General features: G+C 70.4%; 18 protein-coding genes. 6 read left to right on the forward strand and 12 right to left on the reverse strand.

Features of this window, described 5'->3' with window-relative positions; translation table 11 throughout:
- Positions 1-208: 208 nt before the first annotated feature.
- The 3 genes from MYF83_RS18050 to abmR all read right to left on the reverse strand — a co-directional run bounded on the left by MYF83_RS18050 (position 209) and on the right by abmR (position 3,921).
- Positions 209-970, reverse strand: a complete 762-nt coding sequence (locus tag MYF83_RS18050) for an isoprenyl transferase (protein ID WP_248961626.1) — start codon at positions 968-970, stop codon at positions 209-211.
- A 280-nt stretch (positions 971-1,250) separates the two neighbouring features.
- Positions 1,251-3,035, reverse strand: a complete 1,785-nt coding sequence (locus tag MYF83_RS18055; protein ID WP_248961739.1) for a phosphoenolpyruvate carboxykinase (GTP) — start codon at positions 3,033-3,035, stop codon at positions 1,251-1,253.
- A 382-nt stretch (positions 3,036-3,417) separates the two neighbouring features.
- The gene (gene abmR / locus MYF83_RS18060) at positions 3,418-3,921 is read right to left on the reverse strand and encodes an ATP-binding transcription factor AbmR (RefSeq protein WP_248961627.1); all 504 of its coding nucleotides are present in this window, start codon (positions 3,919-3,921) and stop codon (positions 3,418-3,420) included.
- A 196-nt stretch (positions 3,922-4,117) separates the two neighbouring features.
- On the opposite strand from abmR, the gene MYF83_RS18065 reads away from it, so the two are divergent.
- Entirely contained in the window at positions 4,118-4,729 is a 612-nt protein-coding gene (locus MYF83_RS18065; RefSeq protein ID WP_248961628.1) for an acyl-CoA-like ligand-binding transcription factor, read from the forward strand.
- Positions 4,730-4,738: 9 nt separating this feature from the next.
- Here the strand turns inward: MYF83_RS18065 and MYF83_RS18070 are convergent, their stop codons facing one another.
- A complete protein-coding gene (locus MYF83_RS18070; RefSeq protein ID WP_248961629.1) occupies positions 4,739-5,098 on the reverse strand; it encodes a hypothetical protein in 360 nt (119 codons plus the stop codon).
- Between the two features lie 77 nt (positions 5,099-5,175).
- Here MYF83_RS18070 and MYF83_RS42840 point away from each other — a divergent pair, with 77 nt between their 5' ends.
- Positions 5,176-5,550 carry a phosphatase PAP2 family protein gene (locus MYF83_RS42840; RefSeq protein ID WP_279339704.1) on the forward strand — a complete coding sequence of 125 codons (375 nt, stop codon included), beginning with the start codon at positions 5,176-5,178 and terminating at the stop codon, positions 5,548-5,550.
- Positions 5,551-5,755: 205 nt separating this feature from the next.
- On the opposite strand, the gene MYF83_RS18080 is transcribed toward MYF83_RS42840, so the two are convergent.
- The 6 genes from MYF83_RS18080 to MYF83_RS18105 all read right to left on the reverse strand — a co-directional run bounded on the left by MYF83_RS18080 (position 5,756) and on the right by MYF83_RS18105 (position 10,949).
- Entirely contained in the window at positions 5,756-6,838 is a 1,083-nt protein-coding gene (locus MYF83_RS18080) for a TIGR04500 family putative peptide maturation system protein (RefSeq protein ID WP_248961630.1), read from the reverse strand.
- Positions 6,835-7,809, reverse strand: coding sequence for an MvdC/MvdD family ATP grasp protein (locus MYF83_RS18085; protein ID WP_248961631.1), 975 nt, complete (start codon positions 7,807-7,809; stop codon positions 6,835-6,837). The genes MYF83_RS18080 and MYF83_RS18085 overlap by 4 nt, the downstream gene beginning before the upstream one ends.
- A 119-nt stretch (positions 7,810-7,928) precedes the next feature.
- Complete coding sequence (locus MYF83_RS18090; protein WP_248961632.1) at positions 7,929-8,078, reverse strand: hypothetical protein; 150 nt, start codon at positions 8,076-8,078, stop codon at positions 7,929-7,931.
- Positions 8,079-8,279: 201 nt separating this feature from the next.
- Positions 8,280-9,695, reverse strand: coding sequence for a C40 family peptidase (locus tag MYF83_RS18095; RefSeq protein ID WP_248961633.1), 1,416 nt, complete (start codon positions 9,693-9,695; stop codon positions 8,280-8,282).
- 226 nt (positions 9,696-9,921) lie between these two features.
- Positions 9,922-10,422, reverse strand: coding sequence for a transcription elongation factor GreA (gene greA / locus MYF83_RS18100; protein WP_248961634.1), 501 nt, complete (start codon positions 10,420-10,422; stop codon positions 9,922-9,924).
- An 89-nt stretch (positions 10,423-10,511) separates the two neighbouring features.
- Positions 10,512-10,949 (reverse strand): DUF4307 domain-containing protein, encoded by a 438-nt coding sequence (locus MYF83_RS18105; protein WP_248961635.1) that lies wholly within the window; start codon positions 10,947-10,949, stop codon positions 10,512-10,514.
- Positions 10,950-11,082: 133 nt separating this feature from the next.
- Here MYF83_RS18105 and mca point away from each other — a divergent pair, with 133 nt between their 5' ends.
- The 3 genes from mca to MYF83_RS18120 all read left to right on the forward strand — a co-directional run bounded on the left by mca (position 11,083) and on the right by MYF83_RS18120 (position 12,653).
- Positions 11,083-11,967, forward strand: a complete 885-nt coding sequence (gene mca, locus MYF83_RS18110) for a mycothiol conjugate amidase Mca (protein WP_248961636.1) — start codon at positions 11,083-11,085, stop codon at positions 11,965-11,967.
- Positions 11,968-12,001: 34 nt separating this feature from the next.
- Positions 12,002-12,244, forward strand: a complete 243-nt coding sequence (locus MYF83_RS18115) for a hypothetical protein (protein ID WP_248961637.1) — start codon at positions 12,002-12,004, stop codon at positions 12,242-12,244.
- A gap of 94 nt (positions 12,245-12,338) precedes the next feature.
- Positions 12,339-12,653: a GNAT family N-acetyltransferase gene (locus tag MYF83_RS18120; protein WP_248961638.1), complete on the forward strand. Its 315-nt coding sequence runs from the start codon at positions 12,339-12,341 to the stop codon at positions 12,651-12,653.
- Positions 12,654-12,767: 114 nt separating this feature from the next.
- On the opposite strand, the gene MYF83_RS18125 is transcribed toward MYF83_RS18120, so the two are convergent.
- Together MYF83_RS18125 and MYF83_RS18130 are read right to left on the reverse strand one after the other, a co-directional pair.
- Positions 12,768-13,913 carry a hypothetical protein gene (locus tag MYF83_RS18125; protein ID WP_248961639.1) on the reverse strand — a complete coding sequence of 382 codons (1,146 nt, stop codon included), beginning with the start codon at positions 13,911-13,913 and terminating at the stop codon, positions 12,768-12,770.
- A gap of 433 nt (positions 13,914-14,346) precedes the next feature.
- Positions 14,347-14,652, reverse strand: coding sequence for a hypothetical protein (locus MYF83_RS18130; RefSeq protein WP_248961640.1), 306 nt, complete (start codon positions 14,650-14,652; stop codon positions 14,347-14,349).
- 137 nt (positions 14,653-14,789) lie between these two features.
- Here MYF83_RS18130 and MYF83_RS18135 point away from each other — a divergent pair, with 137 nt between their 5' ends.
- Positions 14,790-19,157 carry a cation-translocating P-type ATPase gene (locus MYF83_RS18135; protein WP_248961641.1) on the forward strand — a complete coding sequence of 1,456 codons (4,368 nt, stop codon included), beginning with the start codon at positions 14,790-14,792 and terminating at the stop codon, positions 19,155-19,157.
- The last annotated feature ends 218 nt before the right edge of the window (positions 19,158-19,375 follow it).

Raw genomic sequence — 19,375 nt, forward strand, 5'->3', positions numbered from 1 at the left:
TATGAGGTGGTGAGCGGACCGGGCCCGGTCATGCGCCCCCACCTGCGCGAGGCGACGCCGGATCCCGGCCCCCCTCGTCAAAAGGCGACGCAAGGGCGGACCCTCTCCCGAAGTAGGCCGTATGGACTGCCTACTCCCTACGGTACGTCGTGGACGCCCCCTACCCAACAGCTCGACCAGGGCTGATAGGGGGTGTTCACGGGGTGTTTCAGTTTCCGTACCGCCGGTGCCGCGCGGCGTACGACCGCAGCGCCCGCAAGAAATCGACCCTGCGGAAGTCAGGCCAGTAGGCCTCGCAGAAGTAGAACTCGGAGTGGGCGCTCTGCCAGAGCAGGAATCCGGAGAGTCGCTGCTCTCCCGAGGTGCGGATGAGAAGATCCGGGTCGGGGAGGCCGCGCGTGTAGAGATGCTCCGCGATGTGCTCCACATCGAGGACCTCGACGAGCTCCTCGATGCTCGCGCCCTTGCTGGCGTGCTCCTGGAGGAGGGAGCGCACCGCATCAGCGATCTCACGTCTTCCTCCATACCCAACTGCAACGTTCACAATCAGCCCAGGACGGCGTGATGTTGCTTCTTTCGCATCTTTGAGGATTCGGGCCGTTCGATCGGGCAAAAGGTCCAGCGCACCCATGGGGTTCACCCGCCACCCGCCGGCGACCAGGCCCTGGACCGTGTCTTCGATGATCTCCATGAGCGCGTCGAGCTCTTCTTTGGGGCGGGTGAGGTTGTCGCTCGAGAGCAGCCACACCGTGACGAACTCCACGCCGGCCTCGCGGCACCACACGAGCAGCTCGGAGATCTTGTCGGCGCCCTTCTGGTGGCCGCGGCTGACGTCGCGCAGCCCCATGGCCCTGGCCCAGCGACGGTTCCCGTCGACGATGACGCCCACGTGGCGGGGTATCTGGTCGGCGGACAGCTTCGTCTCGAGACGGCGCTCGTACAGCCGGTACACGAGATCGCGCACGCCCATGGAGACCTCCCCTTCGCCGCCCGTCCGCTGTCGGGACGTTGACAACACGCAATTATCACGTGCCCGGACGCCTGCCCGCCCCCCGCTTCGGTTGCTGTTGCGTCCCGGAACGGGGTCGCCCCGGCTCCGTACCGGGACGAAGCCTCGTCCCGGTACGGGAAACGAGCGACGTCCCGGTACGGAACGAACGGCCGGAGAATGCTGTGCGTCGAACGGGAACGCGGACCGGCCCGGGCGGCCGGAGGACATCCGTCCTGCCCGGGCGGTGCACCGGGGATGCTCAGCCCAGGCGGCCGACCAGGGACTCGTGCTCGTCCCACAGCTCCTTGGGCAGGTGGCTGCCGAAGGTCTTGAAGAAGTCGGGGACCAGGGCGGCCTCCTGCTTCCACACCTCGCGGTCGACCGACAGCAGCGTCGCCAGGTCGGCCTCGGAGACCTCCAGGCCCTCGGTGTCCAGGGCGTCCTGCGGCGGCAGCAGCCCGATGGGCGTCTCCACCGCCTCGGCCCGGCCGTTCAGCCGCTCGACGATCCACTTCAGCACGCGGCTGTTCTCGCCGAACCCGGGCCACAGGAACCGGCCGGAGGCGTCCTTGCGGAACCAGTTGACGTAGTAGAGGCGGGGCAGTTTGCCCGCGTCGCCGGTCTTACCGACCTTGATCCAGTGGGCGAAGTAGTCGCCCATGTTGTAGCCGCAGAAGGGCAGCATCGCGAACGGGTCGCGGCGCAGCTCGCCCACCGTGCCCTCGGCGGCGGCGGTCTTCTCCGACGCCACGTTGGCCCCGAGGAAGACGCCGTGCTGCCAGCTGAGCGACTCGGTGACCAGCGGCACGGCGGTCGCGCGGCGGCCGCCGAACAGGATCGCGGAGATCGGCACGCCCTTCGGGTCGCTCCATTCGGGGGCGATCGTCGGGCACTGGGACGCCGGGGTGGTGAAGCGGGCGTTCGGGTGCGCGGCGGGCTCGGCCGAGTCCGGCGTCCAGTCGCGGCCCCGCCAGTCGATGAGGTGGGCCGGAGGCTCGTCGGTCAGGCCCTCCCACCAGACGTCGCCGTCGTCGGTCAGCGCCACGTTGGTGAAGATGCTGTTGCCCCAGAGCGTCTTGATGGCGTTCGCGTTGGTCGACTCGCCGGTGCCGGGGGCCACGCCGAAGAAGCCGGCCTCGGGGTTGATCGCGTACAGCCGGCCGTCCTCGCCGAAGCGCATCCAGGCGATGTCGTCGCCGACCGTCTCGACCTTCCACCCTGGGATGGTCGGCTGGAGCATCGCGAGGTTGGTCTTGCCGCAGGCCGAGGGGAACGCCGCCGCGACGTAACGGGTCTCCCCGTCCGGCGGGGTGAGCTTGAGGATGAGCATGTGCTCGGCGAGCCAGCCCTCGTCGCGCGCCATCACGCTGGCGATGCGCAGGGCGTAGCACTTCTTGCCGAGCAGCGCGTTGCCGCCGTATCCCGAGCCGTACGACCAGATCTCGCGGCTCTCGGGGAAGTGGCTGATGTACTTGGTGGTGCTGCACGGCCAGGGGACGTCCTCCTGGCCGGGCGCCAGCGGGGCGCCGACCGAGTGGACGGCCTTCACGAAGTCGCCCCTCTCCTCGATCAGCCGCAGCGCGCCCTCGCCCATGCGGGTCATGATCCGCATCGAGACGGCGACGTAGGGAGAGTCGGTGATCTCGACCCCGAGCTGGGAGATGTCACCGCCGAGCGGGCCCATGCAGAACGGCACGACGTACATCGTGCGACCGCGCATGCAGCCACTGAACAGCTCGTCGAAGGTGGCGCGCATCTCCTTGGGAGCGATCCAGTTGTTGGTCGGGCCCGCGTCCTCGGGGTTCTCCGAGCAGATGAAGGTGCGGTCCTCTACTCGCGCCACGTCGCTCGGGTCGGATACCGCGAGGAAGCTGTTCGGGCGGGCGGCGAGCCGGGTGAGGGTGCCCTGCTTGACGAGCAGGTTGGTCAGCCGCGTCCATTCGGCCTCCGAGCCGTCGCACCACTCGATGCGGTCCGGACGGGTCAGCTCGGCGATCTCCTGGACCCATGCCACCAGCTCGGCGTGGGACGTCGGGGCGGTCATCTCAATGGAAACTGACACGGGGCCGGCTCCTTACTCTCAGGCCAAACATCATTAACGACAAACCGCGCCGGATCCAATTGGCATAGACCAGTCAATGAAAGGAGAGCCCAAGAACTCCTCAAAAGAGAAGATCCGTCTCCCTCATTTCGATGCTGTTTCATGCCTGTGAATTCGACGCGCCGCCGTGGCCCCTGTCCACTGCCCGTCCGTACGACGTCACGGCAGGCAGGGACCGCGAAGGTTCGTGGGAGTTTACCCACCCTTGGCCAAGATAAAAGAACCCGTTCCCGGCCGGCGGACCGCCCCTCCGCCGGCGCCGAGAAACATTGGTATAGGCCAATCCGAATGGTCTAGGCCTGTTGACGAATTGGTTCAGTCCAATCTACGCATTGACGTCGGGGCCCGCCGAACGCACCCGATCGACGTGCTGGAGGGCATCTCGCAGGTCAGCGAGCCAGGTGTCGGTGTGGCTGCCCACCAGCCGCACGCACCACGCGAGCGCGTCGCTGCGGCTGCGCGCGACACCCGCCGCGACCAGCGTGTCGAGCACGCGCCGCTCCTGCTGACGCAGCCGCGTCATGACGGGGATGGAAAGCGTGGTGAACATCACTGTCTCCCCCTCGCAGGAGACGCCCCAGGACACCTTGCGGCGGAAGCGGTGCTCGGCCTCGCGGGCGATCTCGATGCGCCGCTCGCGGGTCTCCTCCCTGAAGCGCTGGATGTGCCCGTCGAGCAGGGCCGCCCGCTCGGCTCCGGACGCCGACTCGGCGGCGGCAGGCACGGGAAGCGTGCCGATCACCGCGATCTCCTCGCGGTCGAGGACGAACTCCTGCTCCCCGGAGAACCACTCCTCGGGCAGGCGCCCGGTGAACCATGACGTGATCACTGATTCATCTGTTTCCATGTAATGAAGATTACACCCATACCTCCGGACCTCAAAGAGGCAGTTATTGACACTTGCTCGTTTCCTTCGGCGTCGCCACCGCGGCGGCCGTAGCCGAGCAGCCCGTCAGGCCGGCCGAGGTCACATCGAGCCCTCGTGGGGCGAGACCGTAACCCCGTCGTCAAGCGAGAATTGGAAGATGAGCTCACCTGCCCGCACCGAGCAGCACCGTCACGGTCTTCGCGAGCGCAAGAAGGCCAGAACCCGGCGGAGCATCCAGGAACACGCCATGCGGCTGTTCGTCGAGCAGGGCTACGACAACACCACGATCGAGCAGATCGCCGAGGCGGCGGAGGTCTCGCCCAGCACGTTCTTCCGCTACTTCCCCACCAAGGAAGACGTGGTCATCCAGGACGACTACGACCCCATGATCGCCTCGGCCTTCCTCGCGCAGCCCGCCTCGCTCACCCCGCTCGCCGCGATGCGCGCGGCGGTACGCCAGGTCTTCGCCGAGGTGTTCCCCGAGGACGAGGAGACGATCCTCCGGCGCATCCAGCTGGTCTGGTCGATCCCCTCTCTCCGCGCCCGGCAGGTGGACGGCCAGATCGACACCATCGCCATGCTCAGGCGCGCCATCGCCGAACGCTCCGGCCGACCCGCCGACGACTTCCGGGTGCACGTCCTCGCGGGCGCCGTCGTGGGCGCCTGGGTCGCCGCCATCGAACGCTGGGTCGAGTCCGACGGACAGGAGCCCCTCGTCGGCCTCATGGACCGTGTCCTGGTCCTCCTCGAAGAGGGCCTGCCTCTCTGACCCGCGGTCTCACCGGGAAGTCGTCATGATCGAGATGACCATGACGACGATCATCAGCAATCCTACGAGGACCGCCGCGACGCGTACTTTCGCGAGGTCGGCGTCGTCCTTGTCGCGCCCGACCTTCTGAGCGCTCTCCCTCAACATCACGCCGCTCATCAAGACGGCGGCGACCACGGCCGTCCACAGCGCCCCTTTAGCGCTCGGCCCGCCGTGGTCGTCGGCCAGCAGAAAGAAGTACACGAATTCGGCGATGGCAAGCCCGGCGACACCTAGAAGCACCCACCGCGCCCAGCGTCCTCCGGGCAAGATCACCTCACTGGCGATGAAAAGTGCACGGCGATCCCGCTCACTACGTGGTCGGGTCATCGTGGTCCGGTCACATCATGGTCGGGTCAACGTGGTCCGGTCACATCATGGTCGGGTCAACGTGGTCCGGTCACATCATGGTCGGGTCAACGTGGTCCGGATCATCGTGGCCGCATCACCTCGTTGTACGGAAGACGATTTCACGCCTCGCGAAGGTTCCCGGAAGGGGGCTCGCGTCCGCTCCGGCCCGCGGGGACGGCGCAAACCTGTATTCGGCAATGCCCAGCATGCACGTGGGGTGGTCGTTGTGGTGCGCGTATGCCGTGTGGTGCGCGCTGCGGGCCTCCCATCCGCGATCGGCGTTGCTGTCGTGGATCTTTCCGCTGGGTATGGTGACAGTCGTGCTCATCACGGGGAACCACTACGTGCTCGACATCGCCGGAAGCACCGTGTTGCTGGGCGTCTCCATCGCTGTACGGCGGATAGTCGCTCTTGGACTGTTCCGCGGCTGAATGCTCCTGTTCACGACCCGGGTCTTAGGCTCCGGTCAAAGGCGCCGGGTACACCCGGAAAGGTGTTGACGCCCCCGTCGACTCGCCCGTGCTCCTTCCGGCCGACACGCTCGCGCGCCATCCCGTCGACAATTCGTGACAGCTCACCCAGCGCGACTGCCCTACCGTGTTTCCTCCCCAGGGCTGAAGCCCGGGGTCTCCACGCTCAAGGGCGATTCGATGAGCCGGTGCGGTCGGTGGTGCCCCAGAACCACTCGATCTTGGCCGTGCTCCTGCGCCGCTCGATCCACTCGGCGAAGAGCCGCCGCTCGATCTGGTCCCGCACGGGCCCGTCGAGGACGGCGGGCACGATGGCCAGCACCTTGAACAGCACGGGGCCGTCCCCGGTCTCGACCGGCCCGACGACCGTGCCGGGAGCCGCCCCGAACACCCGCTCGGCCGCCTCCGGGCTCAGCTCACCTCGCCGTAGCGTCACGAACAGCGGCCCCGGCAGGGCCTCGCCCTTCGCGAACGCCCGCTCGGCCGCTCCCAGGAAGGCGCCGGGAGGCGTCGCTTGCGCAGGTTCCGGTTCGGTGAGCTCGGGGACGAGCCGGTCGGCGTCGGTGAGGGTGAGCTGGACGACGCGGGCGATGTCGAGTTCGGGGCCGTGTTCGGCGAACCACTCCTCGACGTGCCCGGCGGCGACCCGGGTGCGCAGCCGGGCCACCGACGCCTCGGCGATGACCAGTTCCTCCAGCTCCGCATGGGTGATGCGGTTGCGGTCCATCCAGGTCCGGGTCGCCTCGGCGGTCAGCAGGCCGCGGGCCCGGCGGAAGGCGTTCATCGCCTCCTGCAGCTCCGCGTCGGTGAACCGCTCCGGCGCCTCCTCCAGCACCTCACGGACCAGGCTGTCGGTGACGAGCCGGTCGGCCACCCTGGACTCGTCCCAGATGAAGTCCAGGCAGGCGATGGCCCTGGCGACCGGGGTGTCGACGCCGTTGACCCGCAGCAGCAGGTGCTCGGCGGCCCTGTGCACGCCCCGCAGCGGCCAAGGCAGGGCCGTGCCGGGGCACCAGGACAGGGAGACGGTGGAGCCGGCCTGGTCCTTGACGAGCAGGGCGTGGTGCAGCGATCCGTCGTACTCCTCCCGCTGCCTGATCAGGCGTGCCCGCACCTGCGGGTGATCAGCGCGGAAGGCGTCCAGGTCGCGTTCCGCCGTGCCGCCGCTGAGCAGGCGGACCGCGTCGGCCAGCACCTGCCCGTCCGTCATCGTGGGGACCGCGTCGGCCGGCACCTGCCCGTCCGTCATCGCTTCTTCCCCTCCATGAGAAGGTCGCCGACCGCCGCGCTGATGGGCAGGCCGGTCGCCGCCTCGATCCACAGGAACTGCCCGTTCGGGTTGATCTCCAGGAAGACGTACCGGCCGTCGGGGGTGAGGATCAGGTCGATCGCCCCGTAGGTGAGCCCGAGCGATTCGACCAGGGCCACGCAGCGCGCGGACGTCTCGCCGGGCAGGTCGTGCTCCATGATCGGTGTGGCGCCGGGGTCGTAGTGCCGCCAGTCGTACTTGGTGTGGTTGCTCACCTGCGAGTGGATCTCCGCCGCGAAGACCCGCGTCCCGGCGACCGTCACCCGGATCTCGACCCGCTTGGGCACGTAGGCCTGCGCGATGACCGGGCAGAAGCGCAGCGCGCCGGCGTAGCCCACATCGGCGGTGGACACCGGGGCGGCGAACCGGCCGAACCGCTCGTCCGTGCCTTCGGGCTGGTTGCCGTGGACCGGCTTGGTGATCACGCGTCCCTCGTGCCGGTCATAGAAGTCCAGGAACGTCTCGGGGTCGGTCGTCACGAGCGTCGCGGGAAGCTCGAAGCCCAGCCGCCGGGCCTGTTCAAGCTGGTACGGCTTGCGCCCGGCGCGGTCGATGACGGGCCTGGACGCGGGGACCGCGAGGCAGTCGAGGCTGTCCCACAGGCTCTCGGAGACGACGCGGCACTCCTCTTCGACGTACGCGGCGTAGGGCCGGGACGCGATCTCCGGGTGCGCGACGGGATTCATGGGGCGCCGGTACCAGAACGCGGTCACCTCGTCGAGGGCCACCCGGCGGCCGCCGCCGTGGAGCACCCTGCGCGCCGGCCCGGTCTCCGGGTGGGCGATCTCCAGGGTGGCCTGGGTGGGATAGGCGGCCGGGTCGAAGACGACGACGTCCGCTCCGCCAGCCGACAGGAGGTCGACGACCTGTTCGGCGTGCTCGTCGCCGTCACAGGTCAGAACGAGAATCATCGGCGAGCTCCCCCGGTCTCCGCTGCTCTCTGACTCGATCGGCCGGGAGGAGGGAGCTTGCCGGCTCCCCGGTCCCCCCGGGGACGGGGGCGCGGCGACGGGCCGCGCCCCCTGCCACCTCAGTTCGAGTCGCCCGAGGTGTGGGTGTGGCCACCGTGGATGACGATGACCTGGCTCTTGGCGCCGCCGCTGACCTGCAGAAGCTGGCTCTCGTCGAGCTCGGCGCCCAGCGCCGCGATGTCGTTGAGTGAGGTACGCGTCTTGCTCATGGCAATCCACCCGTCTGTCGTTCGTACGGAACACCCGATGTGTCCCGTTCCCCGGAAGAAATTAAGCGGGTGGCACACTCAGGAGCGTCCCTCGCGCGGATGATCGCCGATCACCCGTCAGGCGGACGGATCCGAACTCGAGCGGACGTCTCGCCCCGATCAGTAGGTGTCAGGCCGGACGAAGCCGGCCGAGCGGGTGGGTCAGCGGACGCGGGCGGCCACCCAGGGGCTCACGCGGACGACTCCGGCGAGGTTCTTGGTGTAGACCGGGGCGATCTTGACGACGTCGCCGGTGTGGGGGGCGTGCAGCATCTTGCCGTCGCCCCAGTAGATGGCCACGTGCGAGATGTACCCGGGGTTGGTCGGGTCGTTGCGCCAGAACAGCAGGTCTCCGGGCTGTGCCTGGGCGAGGGGGATCTGCGGCCCGGTCACCCACTGCTGGTGGGTCACCCGGGGCATGCGCACCCCTGCCTGGGCGAACGCCCACTGCACGAGCCCCGAGCAGTCGAAGGTGTCCGGCCCCTCGGCGCCCCAGACGTACGGCCGGCCGAGCTTGCCGACCGCGGCCGTCAGGGCCACCCGCATCTGGTCCTGCGACATGAAGGAGCTGACCGGCCAGTTGGTGCGCGCCTTGGCCGGAGGGGTGAGGACGGGGTTGATCAGGGCGACCTGGCTGCCCTTCGGCAGCACCTTGAGCAGCTGGAGGCGGAGCCGGGTCGAGTCGGCGCCGGGCGCGCTGACGACGAGCGCGTTGTGCTCGGGGATGCCCAGCGACTTGGCGACGTCCCGGGACACCACGGCGTTGATCATGCCCATGCCCATGGTGGCGTACGCGCCGACGCGGAGCTTCCTGCCGCCCCCGTTGACGGTGGAGCCGAGCGCCACCCCGCCGTCGTTGCCGAGGATGAACGAGACGGCGACGTCGCCCGCCGCGACGCTGTTCCACAGGACGTCGGAGCGGGCGGTGGCGCGCGGGGTGTACGCGCGGAACGTGGAGGGGTTCACACCCATGGTCTGCACGCGTTTGCCGTCCATCATCACGTCGGCGGCGTCCACGACCTCGACCGCCTTGACCCCCTTGCGCGCCTTGACCCTGTGGACGGCCGCCGCGGACAGCGGGCGGGGCGCGACGACGAACAGCTGGGGCTTGCGCAGCTCGGCCAGCGGCGTGACCTGCGTGGTGGTGGAGGCGAGCGGCGGGTCGGCGGCGCGGGCCGCCACGAGATCACGAGCCGCGAGATCGCGCGTGGACGCCAGGTCGCGCGCCTCGACGTACCCCGACTCGCGCTTGGCCGCGGCGTGCTGCGACGCTGCGACCGCCCGCGGATCGCGCTTGCCGAGTTCTCCGATGACCATCAGGTCGGCGGCCAGGACCGCGACGAGCCCGGCGGCGATGACCGGCACGGCGTGGCGCGGCAGCCGCGCCCGCGTGCGGCGGCGGCGCGGGACCCGGGGCCGGTAGCTCAGGTCCTCGCGGGCCTCCGCGAGCGCGCCGCTCAGGTAGCCGCGGGCGGAGCTCACGCTGCGGGTGAGGCTCTCTCGGACGACGGTCGAGCCACGCGGTCGCCGATCGAGCACGTTCCACCCCTTCTCGCGCTGATTTTCACGGTCGAGCATCGCCGATGCATCAACGAGGGTGCCGCATGCCCGCTGGATACGTCCAGGCGTGCACCGGAACGTGCGGGCGTATGTCGTCCCCGTCCATGCCTGATTGTCCCGAAGTCGGCGCCGGATGTCCGGTGATTGGCCCACAATCAGCCGAGATCCGCCGGAGTCGTACTCCGGCGGATCATGTCACGGGCTCTGGACGCGCCCGTCGACCGGGCGGGATCGGCCGCCGGGCTCAGTTGCCGATGTACGGCACGGCCTCGAGGATCTCCACGGTGTTCTGCCTGCCGTTGGGCAGCGTATAGGTGGCCCTCTCGCCGATCTTCTTGCCGTTGATCGCGGCGCCGAGCGGGGAGCGGGGCGAGTAGACGTCGATCGGGGCGCCGCTCTCCTCGCGGGAGGCCAGCAGGAAGGTGACCTCGTCCTCGTCGCCGTCGAACCGGATGGTCACGGTCATGCCGGGGCCGACCACGCCCTCGGCGCGGGGGGCCTCGCCCACTCTCGCCTGATCGAGGAGCTGGCGGAGCTGGAGGATGCGGCCCTCCATCTTCCCCTGCTCCTCCTTGGCGGCGTGGTATCCGCCGTTCTCCTTGAGGTCGCCTTCTTCGCGGGCGGCTTCGATCTTCTTGGCGATGTCGACGCGCCCGGGCCCCGAGAGATACTCAAACTCCGCCCTCAGGCGGTCGTACGCCTCCTGGGTCAGCCAGGTGACGTTCTCTTCGCGGGAGTCGACCACGGGTTCTCCTTGCGTACTCGTGAGAGCTGCGAGCGTCCGAATTCCGGGAGACTAACAAATTAACCCGGCCGGACGCTTTCCCAAAAGTCTCATTGTACGAGATAGCAGTACTGGACGTGGCCCGAAGTGGCGCGAGCGCTGGTGTGCAGCCGCTCCGTCAGCCGGACGTCGGACTCTCCTCGGGGGAGGGTGACGTCGCGGGTGCCGACCTCGACATGCTCGACGTCGGTGGCCCGCAGCCTGCACACCGCCGCCTGGTCGGCGGGCTTGTGCGCTTGGAAGGTTACCGTGACCAAGCTCGGATCGACGACTTCGAAAGAGATCACTTCCGTGAGCACGTCCGGATTTCCCCTCGCGGCCATCATGACGTAGCCCCAGCCACCCATGGCGAACGCGATAAAGATCCCGATGACGACGAAGGCAATCGATCGTCCGGTGCGCCCGGAAGTGGTGGGACGCTCCGGGAAAGAGTCTGGGGTCCCTAGGATCGGCCCGTCCACGTGCGGACCGACGACTCTATCGGTCATGGTGGAATCTCCCAGCGGTCCCTCGTCGTTGCACGAGACAATTGTCCCCTGCGGAGGCTCCGCTCTACGCGCCGCCCCCAGAGAAAATAGCCTCTCTGGGGTACCGGCCTGGACACTTGAGGAGAACCGAGCCGTGAGTGCACCACTGAGGTTGATGGCCGTTCACGCCCATCCCGACGACGAGTCGAGCAAGGGCGCGGCCACGATGGCCCGCTATGCGGCCGCGGGCGCTGAAGTGCTGGTTTGCACATGTACAGGTGGCGAACGCGGCTCGATCTTGAATCCCAAGATGGAGCGGCCGGACATCCTTGAGAACATCACCGAGGTGCGCCGCCAGGAGATGGAGCGAGCCAGGGAGATCCTGGGCGTCCAGCAGAGCTTCCTCGGCTTCGTCGACTCGGGGCTGCCCGACGACGAGAGCGAGCCGCTGCCTGAGGGATGTTTCGCGCTGCAGCCGCTGGAGGTGGCCACCGCCCCCCTTGTCGCGGCCGTACGGGCGTTCAGGCCGCATGTGATCTTGACCTATGACGACGACGGCGGCTACCCCCACCCCGACCACATCATGACGAACAAGGTGTCGGTGGAGGCCTTCGAGGCGGCGGGCGATCCGGACCGCTATGTCGGCCTCGGTGAGCCGTGGCAGCCGCTCAAGCTCTACTACCACATGGGCTTCACCCGGGCGCGGTTCGAGGCGCTCCACGACGCCATGAACGACCGCGGCATGGGCTCGCCGTACGGCGACTGGATCGCCCGCTGGGAGGACCGCCCCCAGAAGTGGGAGGTCACCACCCGGGTGCCCTGCGGCGACTACTTCGAGACCCGCGACCTGGCGCTGCTCGCCCACGCGACCCAGGTCGACCCCGACGGCTTCTGGTTCGTCTGCCCCCGCGAGCTGCAGGAGGAGATCTGGCCGACCGAGGACTACCACCTGGCCCGGTCGCTGGTCGACACCGAGCTGCCGGAGGACGACCTGTTCGCCGGCATCCACGCGGGTGAGGTGTCACACGCCAACCGCTGACAGGGGTGAGGCCCCCAGGTGGGAGACTTGACGCGTGACTGATTTCACCGCACACGCCGCCGCCACCACGCTGGGGGCCGCCGCTCCGGCCACTCCGGTCGGTCCCGGTCTCCTCGGCTTCCTCGTCGTGGCCGCGATCGGCGTCGCGCTGTACTTCCTGGTGAAGTCGATGAACCGGCAGATGTCCAAGATCGAGGTCCCGCACGAGGCCGATCTGGACAAGCCCGGGCACGCCGAGACGCCAGGATCCACGCCGCGGGCCGACGGCTCCCACTGAACGACGGATCCCGCCGGCCTGGCCGATCCCGGCCGGCGAGTCCCACTGATCACCATGCCCGGCTGACCGCCGCGCGCCGCGAAAGGATGCTCGCTTGAACGACACGGTCGAGGTGGCCGACAACCCCGGCGCGGACCGCTACGAGATCACGGTGGGCGGCCGGCTCGCCGGCTTCGCCGAGTACCGCAGGCGGCCGGGACGGATCGTCTTCACCCACACCGAGGTGGGCGACGAGTTCGAGGGCCAGGGCCTGGGGAGCCGCCTGATCGGCGACGCGCTCGACGCGGCGCGCGCCGCGGGCGTGTCGGTCGTGCCCGTCTGCCCCTTCGTCGCGCGCTACATCGAGCGCCACCCCGAGTACGGCGACCTGGTCGCGAAGCCGTCCGGCTCGGCGGAGCACACGCACTAAGACTCGGCGGAGCACACGCACTAGTCTAGGAGCGGAGGCCGGCGAGAGCCGGGCGTCCCGAAGCCGAGGTCAGACAGGCGGAGAGCCGGGACCGGCCGGAGGGCCGGGCCGGGCTCACTCGGGCGACCACGCCCGTTCCAGGGACTTCGGCAGGCCCCACCAGCCGAGCGGGGTGAGGATGTCCTTCTCGTCCACGATGCCGAGCTCCTGCCACAGTGGCGTCACGGACGTGAACAGCGTCTCGGTGGTCTCCAGGTCCTCGGGGTCGTCCATGTCGACGTCGATGTCCGTGGACTCGGCGACCAGCCGCGCGATGCGCTCCGGCGACGCCAGCACTCCGGGGCCGCGCCGGGCCAGCGCCGCCACGGTGGCGAGCCAGTCGGCGTGGTGGATGGTGCAGAGGGCGGCGAGCGCCGCGTCCTCCTGGCTGAGCTCGCCTTCGAGGTCCCAGAACTGGTGCTCGTCGTCCTCCTGCAGGTCGGAGACGGGCGAGGCGACCCCGGCCGCGACCGTGAGCCACAGTTCGGTGTCGTTCTCGGGCAGCGGCCCGCCGTCGAGCCCGGCGCAGGCCCGCAGCACGTTTCCCGGGTAGCCGGGCTGTGACAGCAGCGCGCGGAGCCGGTGGGCCGCGGCCTCGAGGTCGGCCGAGGGCAGGGTCGGCTCGGGCAGGTCGGCGAGGACGCGGTGCAGCTCGCCGAGCGCGAACGCCTCCTCCTCGTCCCAGGAGGCGAACAGTTCCTCGTCCAGCTCGTCGCTGACCACGACGATCGGGACGCGGCCGTCGGGCAGGGCGGTGGCGAGCCAGCGGTCCTGGATGCGCTCGTAGACGTCGCGGGCCTCCGCGTCGCCGGCCGCGAGCCGGTCGGGGTCGATCTCGCCGGCGGCGACCTGTTCCTCCAGGTGGGCCACGAGCCGGTCGTACAGCTCCGAGGCCACGGGGCCGCGCTCGTCCTCCTCGGGCCAGACGAAGTAGGCGCGGGTGATCAGGATCGGCTCGGTGCCGGTCGCCTCGAGCCACCGCTGGACGTCACCGACCGTCGCCACGCCGTTCTCGATGCCGGCGAGGGCGGCCTTCGCGGATTCCCAGAACGCGACCGACAGGGGATTGCCCGCCGCCATCATCGCGCGGCGAAGATCGGGGATGGCCACCAGTGCCTGGCCGCTGGGGACGGCGAGCAGCGCCCGGGCGACGTCCCGCCGGGTCAGGCGAGCCGGGGGCCTACCTGCGTGTTCGCTGACGAAGTCCAGATCCACTGTCACGTCCCGTGAGCCTACGCCCCTGCGCGGAATGGCGACAGCATGACGATCCCGGGCACACGGCGACCGGCGGCGGCCGGGATCCATCAACCGGACGATGAGCCACATAAGGGGACGAAAGTCCCTAGTAACGGTCACTGGACTGGGCAAAGGGTGAATAGAGGAGATTGCTTCCGACCCGAGGAGGGGCCATGACCGTGAGCCAGACGTCGCGAGAGAGCCGTGGCACACCATCGACGTCCGCTTCCGACGGCGATCTCATCCACCTGGACACTCCTGTCGTCAGCCTCCACGTCCACCGCCCTCACATGCCGAAGATGCCTCGCATGCTGGGCATGCGCCGCATGTCGCGCGAGCCGACCCCTCGGGGCCAGGAGATGAACCGCGCGGTGGAGACGGCCAGGACGTTCCTCCCGCCGCCGGACCGCCTCGCGTACTACAGCGGGCTCACCCTGCTCGCGGCCTTCGGGCTGGTGGAGTGGCCGATCGCGGCCGCGATCGGAGCCGGGACCGTCATCGCGACACGGGCCTGCTCCCGGCAGCAGCCCTCCATGGGGGCCGCCGAGCCCACCACGAGGCCGTCGTCGCGGGCCCGGACCACCACGCCGACGACCACCGAACCGACTGCGCGGCCGACCACACGGACGCGAGCCCGGACGACCACCCCTTCCGCCCGTGCCACCCGGGCGACCACCGCCACGCCGCGGACGTCCAGGACGGCCACCCGGTCCGCCACTCGCACAGGAACCGCAACGACCAAGCCAGCAAGTGAGACGTAGAGGGTTCAACTCCCTGACCTGGGCATACTTAGGGTCGAATGATCAGGTCGCCTGCCAGGCAGCCTGATCGGCGTGTCTGCTCGGGGTCCCTGGAGGCGTTGTGTCCCTGCTTCGTGAGCTCAGGGGTTCGGTCGGAATGCTGGCCTCGCTGCTGCCGGAGACGGTCCGCGGAATGCTGCCCCTCCCTCGGGGGCTCCACGACTGCCCGGGCGGCATCACCGTCGAACTGCGCCACGTCGGCGGCCCGGGCACGGACCGTGAGGCACGGATTCTCGAAGAGCGCCTGTGCGAGATCGGCGGGGCCGGCCGGGCGGAGGTCAACGGGGCCCTCGGCTTCGTCTTCGTCGCCTGTGACCGCGAGAACGTCGACGTCGGCAAGCTCGTGTCGCTGGTCGAGGAGTACGACGTCATCGAGCAGGGCGAAGGCGGGGGTCGCACCGGCCGCCACGCGGTGGAACACCGCGCACGGGCGGTCGTCGAGCTGGGGGCCGGACTCCTCGGCGTCGGCGCGACCCTGGTCGGCCAGGTGACCCACGTCGCCCGGGTACCCTCCGCGCTGCCCGCCCTCCTCCAACTGGTGGAGGCCACCCCACGGCTCCGGCACGAGCTGGAGCGCCGGGTCGGGAAGCCGGCCACCGACGTGGTGTTCGCCTCCACGCGCTTCGCCGCCCAGACGCTCGCGTTGCGTCCTTTCGGGCTCTTCATCGACTCGCTGTCGGCGGCCGGCCGCCTGGCCGAGGCCATGGCGAGCCGGAAGGCATGGACGGCGAGAGAGGAGGAGTTCGCCACCGAGAAGGACGCCTACCGCTACATCAGGTCCGCCATCAGCCCGCGTCCCGTCCCCATGCCGTACGGCCCGATCGAGCGCTACGCGGACGGGCTCAGCGCCGGCGCCCTGGCCTCCTACGGCGTGACCTCGCTCATCACCCGGGACCAGGAGCGGGCGCTCTCGATGCTGATCGCCCAGACGCCCAAGGCGGCCAGGCTCGGCCGTGACGCCTTCGTCAGCGCGGTCGGGCGCGCGATGGCGCGGCGCGGCGGCCTCGTCCTGGACCGGGACGCGATGCGCGGCATGGACCGCGTCGACACGGTGGTCTTCGACGCCGAGACGCTGGCGATGCCCTCCTGGACCGTTCACGAGGTGATCGCGCTCGCGTCCGGCTGCGGCGTGGACGCCGACGAACTGCACGCCCGCGTCTACACGCTGCTGGAGAGCGCGGACGCGACCGTACGGCGCGAGCAGGGCGACTGGGCGGCCGAACCGGCGGCGCAGGCCCCGGCGCGGGCGCCGGGCTGGCAGGAGAAGGGAGTCCTGCCGGTCTCCGTCACCTACCGGGGCGAGATGGTCGCCGTGGTCGGCATGGTGCGTGAGCCGCATCCCTACGCCGAGGCGCTCATCGGCGCCGCCCGCGCCTCCTGCCAGGTCGTCATCGCCGGAACCGACGCCGACGCCGGGCTGGCGTCGCAGCTGGGCGTCGAGCGGCTCGTCGAGGGAGGCGACCGGCTGGCCGCCTCCGTGCGGAAGCTGCAGGTGCAAGGTCACGGTGTCGCCCTGGTGACGCGGCGGTCGTACGGCGGGCTGGGCGAGGCCGACCTCGGCATCGGCGTGCTCACCCCGCCGGGACGCCCACCGTGGGACGCGGACGTGATCGGAGGGCCGGAGGTGGCGCACCTGCTGCTGCGGTCGCTGGCCGTGGCCAGGACCGCGAGCGGCCGCAGCGTGAAGGTCACCGCCGCCGGAGCCGCCCTCGGGAGCACGCTGGCCGTTCTCTCGCCCGCCGCGGGCTCCGTGCCCCGCGTACAGCTCGTCAGCGACTGCACCTCGCTCGCCTCGTTCGCGGTGGGTGTCTGGTCCAGCCGGGACCTCGGCCGGATCGCGCTGCCCCTGCGCGTGGACCGCACTCCCTGGCACGCCCTGCCCGCGTCGGACGTCCTGACCCGGGTGTCCTCGACCCCGGCCGGACTCAGCGAGGCCGAGGCCGCCCGCCGCAGGAGCGCGCCGCGCCGGGAGGAGGCTGCCAAGCCCCCGTCGCTGCTGCGCGCGACCGCCGAGGAGCTCGCCAACCCCCTGACCCCGGTGCTGGCCGGCGCCGCCGCGCTGTCGGCCGCCGTGGGCTCGGCGCTGGACGCCGTGCTGATCGCCGGGGTGCTGGGCGTGAACGGGCTGATCGGCGGGGCGCAGCGGACCAACGCCGACCGGGCGCTGACGCGGCTGGCCGACGCCACCGCCATCCCCGTACGGCTGCGCCGCCCGCATGGGGCCGTGGACGCCACCGCCGACGACCTGGTGCGGGGGGACGTCATCGAGCTGCGGGCGGGCGACGCGGTGCCCGCCGACTGCCGGGTGATCAAGACGCGCGGCCTGGAGGTGGACGAGGCGCCGCTCACCGGTGAGTCGCAGCTGGTCACCAAGTCGGTGGCCCCCACCGCGGCGCTGGCCGTGGCCGACCGCAGCTCCATGGTGTACGCGGGCACGACGGTCGCGGCGGGCTCCTGCCTGGCCGTGGTGGTGTCCACGGGCACGGCCACGGAGGCGGGCCGTACGGCGGAGCTGGGAGACAGGGAGGCGCCGCCCACCGGTGTGGAGCTGCGGCTCCGGTCCCTGAGCCGCCAGATCATGCCGGTGGCCTTCGGCTCGGGCGTCCTTTTGATGGTGACCAACCTGCTGCGCCGCTCCCCGCTGGCCGCCGCCGTGGCCCCCGCGGTGAGCCTCGCCGTGGCCGCCGTCCCCGAGGGACTGCCGTTCATCGCCACCGTCGCCGAGCTGGCGGCGGCCCGGCGGCTGTCGACCCGCGAGACGCTGGTCCGCAACCCGTCGACGATCGAGGCGCTCGGGCGGGTGGACGTCCTGTGCTTCGACAAGACCGGAACCCTCACCGAGGGGCACATCAGCCTGCGCCGGATCTCCGACGGCAGCGTGGAGCATCCCGTCGAGGACCTGCCGCAGGACTTCCGGCGGATCCTGGCGGCCGCGCTGCGAGCGGGCCCCCCGTTCAACGGCGAGCGGGTCGTGGCGCACCTCACCGACCGCGCGGTGGTGGAGGGGGCCAAGAAGGCCGACGTAGAGCCCTCGGAGGGCTTGGACGCCTGGCAGCGGATCGACGAGCTGCCGTTCGAGCCGGCGCGGGGCTACCACGCCGTCCTCGGCACCACCGCCCCCGAGGGAGGCTCCCACCTGCTCAGCGTGAAGGGGGCTCCGGAGGTGGTGCTGACGCGCTGCACCACACTGCTCAGCGACGGCGAGGTGCTGCCCATGGACGAGGAGGCGGTGCACTCGCTCGCCAAGGAGGTCGACCGGCTCGCCCAGCAGGGTTATCGCGTGCTCGCCGTGGCCGAGCGCGCCGCCTCCAGCCGCCGCGACCTGGACGAGTCACGCATCGGCGAGCTGCGCTTCCTCGGGTTCCTCGGCCTGGCCGACCCGGTGCGGCCGGCGGCGGCGCGCAGCGTCGACCGGCTGGTGCGCGCGGGCGTCCGGGTCGTCATGCTCACCGGCGACCATCCGAGCACCGCCGAGGCCATCGCCGCCGAGCTGAACGTCCTCGACGGCCTGCGGATCATGACCGGGCCGGAGCTGGACCGCACCGACGACGCCGCGCTCGCCGAGGTGCTGCCGGAGGTGTCGGTCTTCGCCCGGGTCACGCCCGCGCACAAGGCGCGGATCGTCGCCGGCCTGCAGACGGCGGGCAAGGTGGTGGCGGTGACCGGTGACGGCGCCAACGACGCGCCGGCGATCCGGCTGGCCGACGTGGGCGTGGCGCTCGGCTCGCGTGCCACCGCGGCCGCTCGCGCCGCCGCCGATGTGGTGGTCACCGACGACCGCATCGAGACGATCGTGGAGGCGATCGTCGAGGGGCGGGCCATGTGGAGCTCGGTCCGCGACTCGCTCGGCATCCTGCTCGGCGGCAACCTCGGCGAGATCGCCTTCACGGTGGGGTCGAACCTGATCGCCGGCCGTAACACCTTGAACGCCCGGCAGCTCCTGCTGGTCAACCTGCTCACCGACATGCTGCCGGCCATGGCCATCGCCATCCGGCCGCCGAGCGCGACGAGCCCGGAGCGGCTGCTGATGGAGGGTCCCGAGGCGTCGCTCGGCGCCGCGCTGACCCGCGACATCTACTGGCGGGCCGCCACCACCGCGGCGGCGGCCTGCGTCGCGTGGGTGCTCGGGCGCGCCACCGGCACGGCGGCCAGGGCCGACACCGTCGGTCTGATCGGCCTGGTGTCGGCCCAGCTGGTGCAGACCCTCGCGGTCGGCGGCAGTGACCGCACGGTCATGCTCGCCGCCACGGCCTCGCTGGCGTGCCTGGTCGTGGCCGTCTCGACCCCCGGGGTCAGCCGGATCTTCGGCTGCCGGCCGGTCGGTCCCGTGGGATGGGCCATCGGGCTGGGGAGCGGCACCGCCGCCGGGCTGGCGAGCCGGCTGATCAGTCCGCCCCCGAACGGGGACGGTCACCAAATGTTCACCTGACAGTAACCTGTAATGGGACAACTAGCTCCATACATGCCTAATCATGTATGAAGCAGTCAAACCCCTACTGTGAGGTTTCCGGTGTCCAACTTCTTTGCGTCTGTGCTCGCCAAGGCGGCTGTGATTCTCGTCGAGGCCCTGGTCCTGCGCCTCGTTCAGATCTGGGTGGAGCGGGCCGTTCCCCAGGCCGCCTGAACCATCCGGGTCCGCTCGCGCTC

Origin of the sequence: Sphaerisporangium perillae (assembly GCF_023276435.1) — a bacterium.
Lineage (GTDB): Bacteria > Actinomycetota > Actinomycetes > Streptosporangiales > Streptosporangiaceae > Sphaerisporangium > Sphaerisporangium perillae.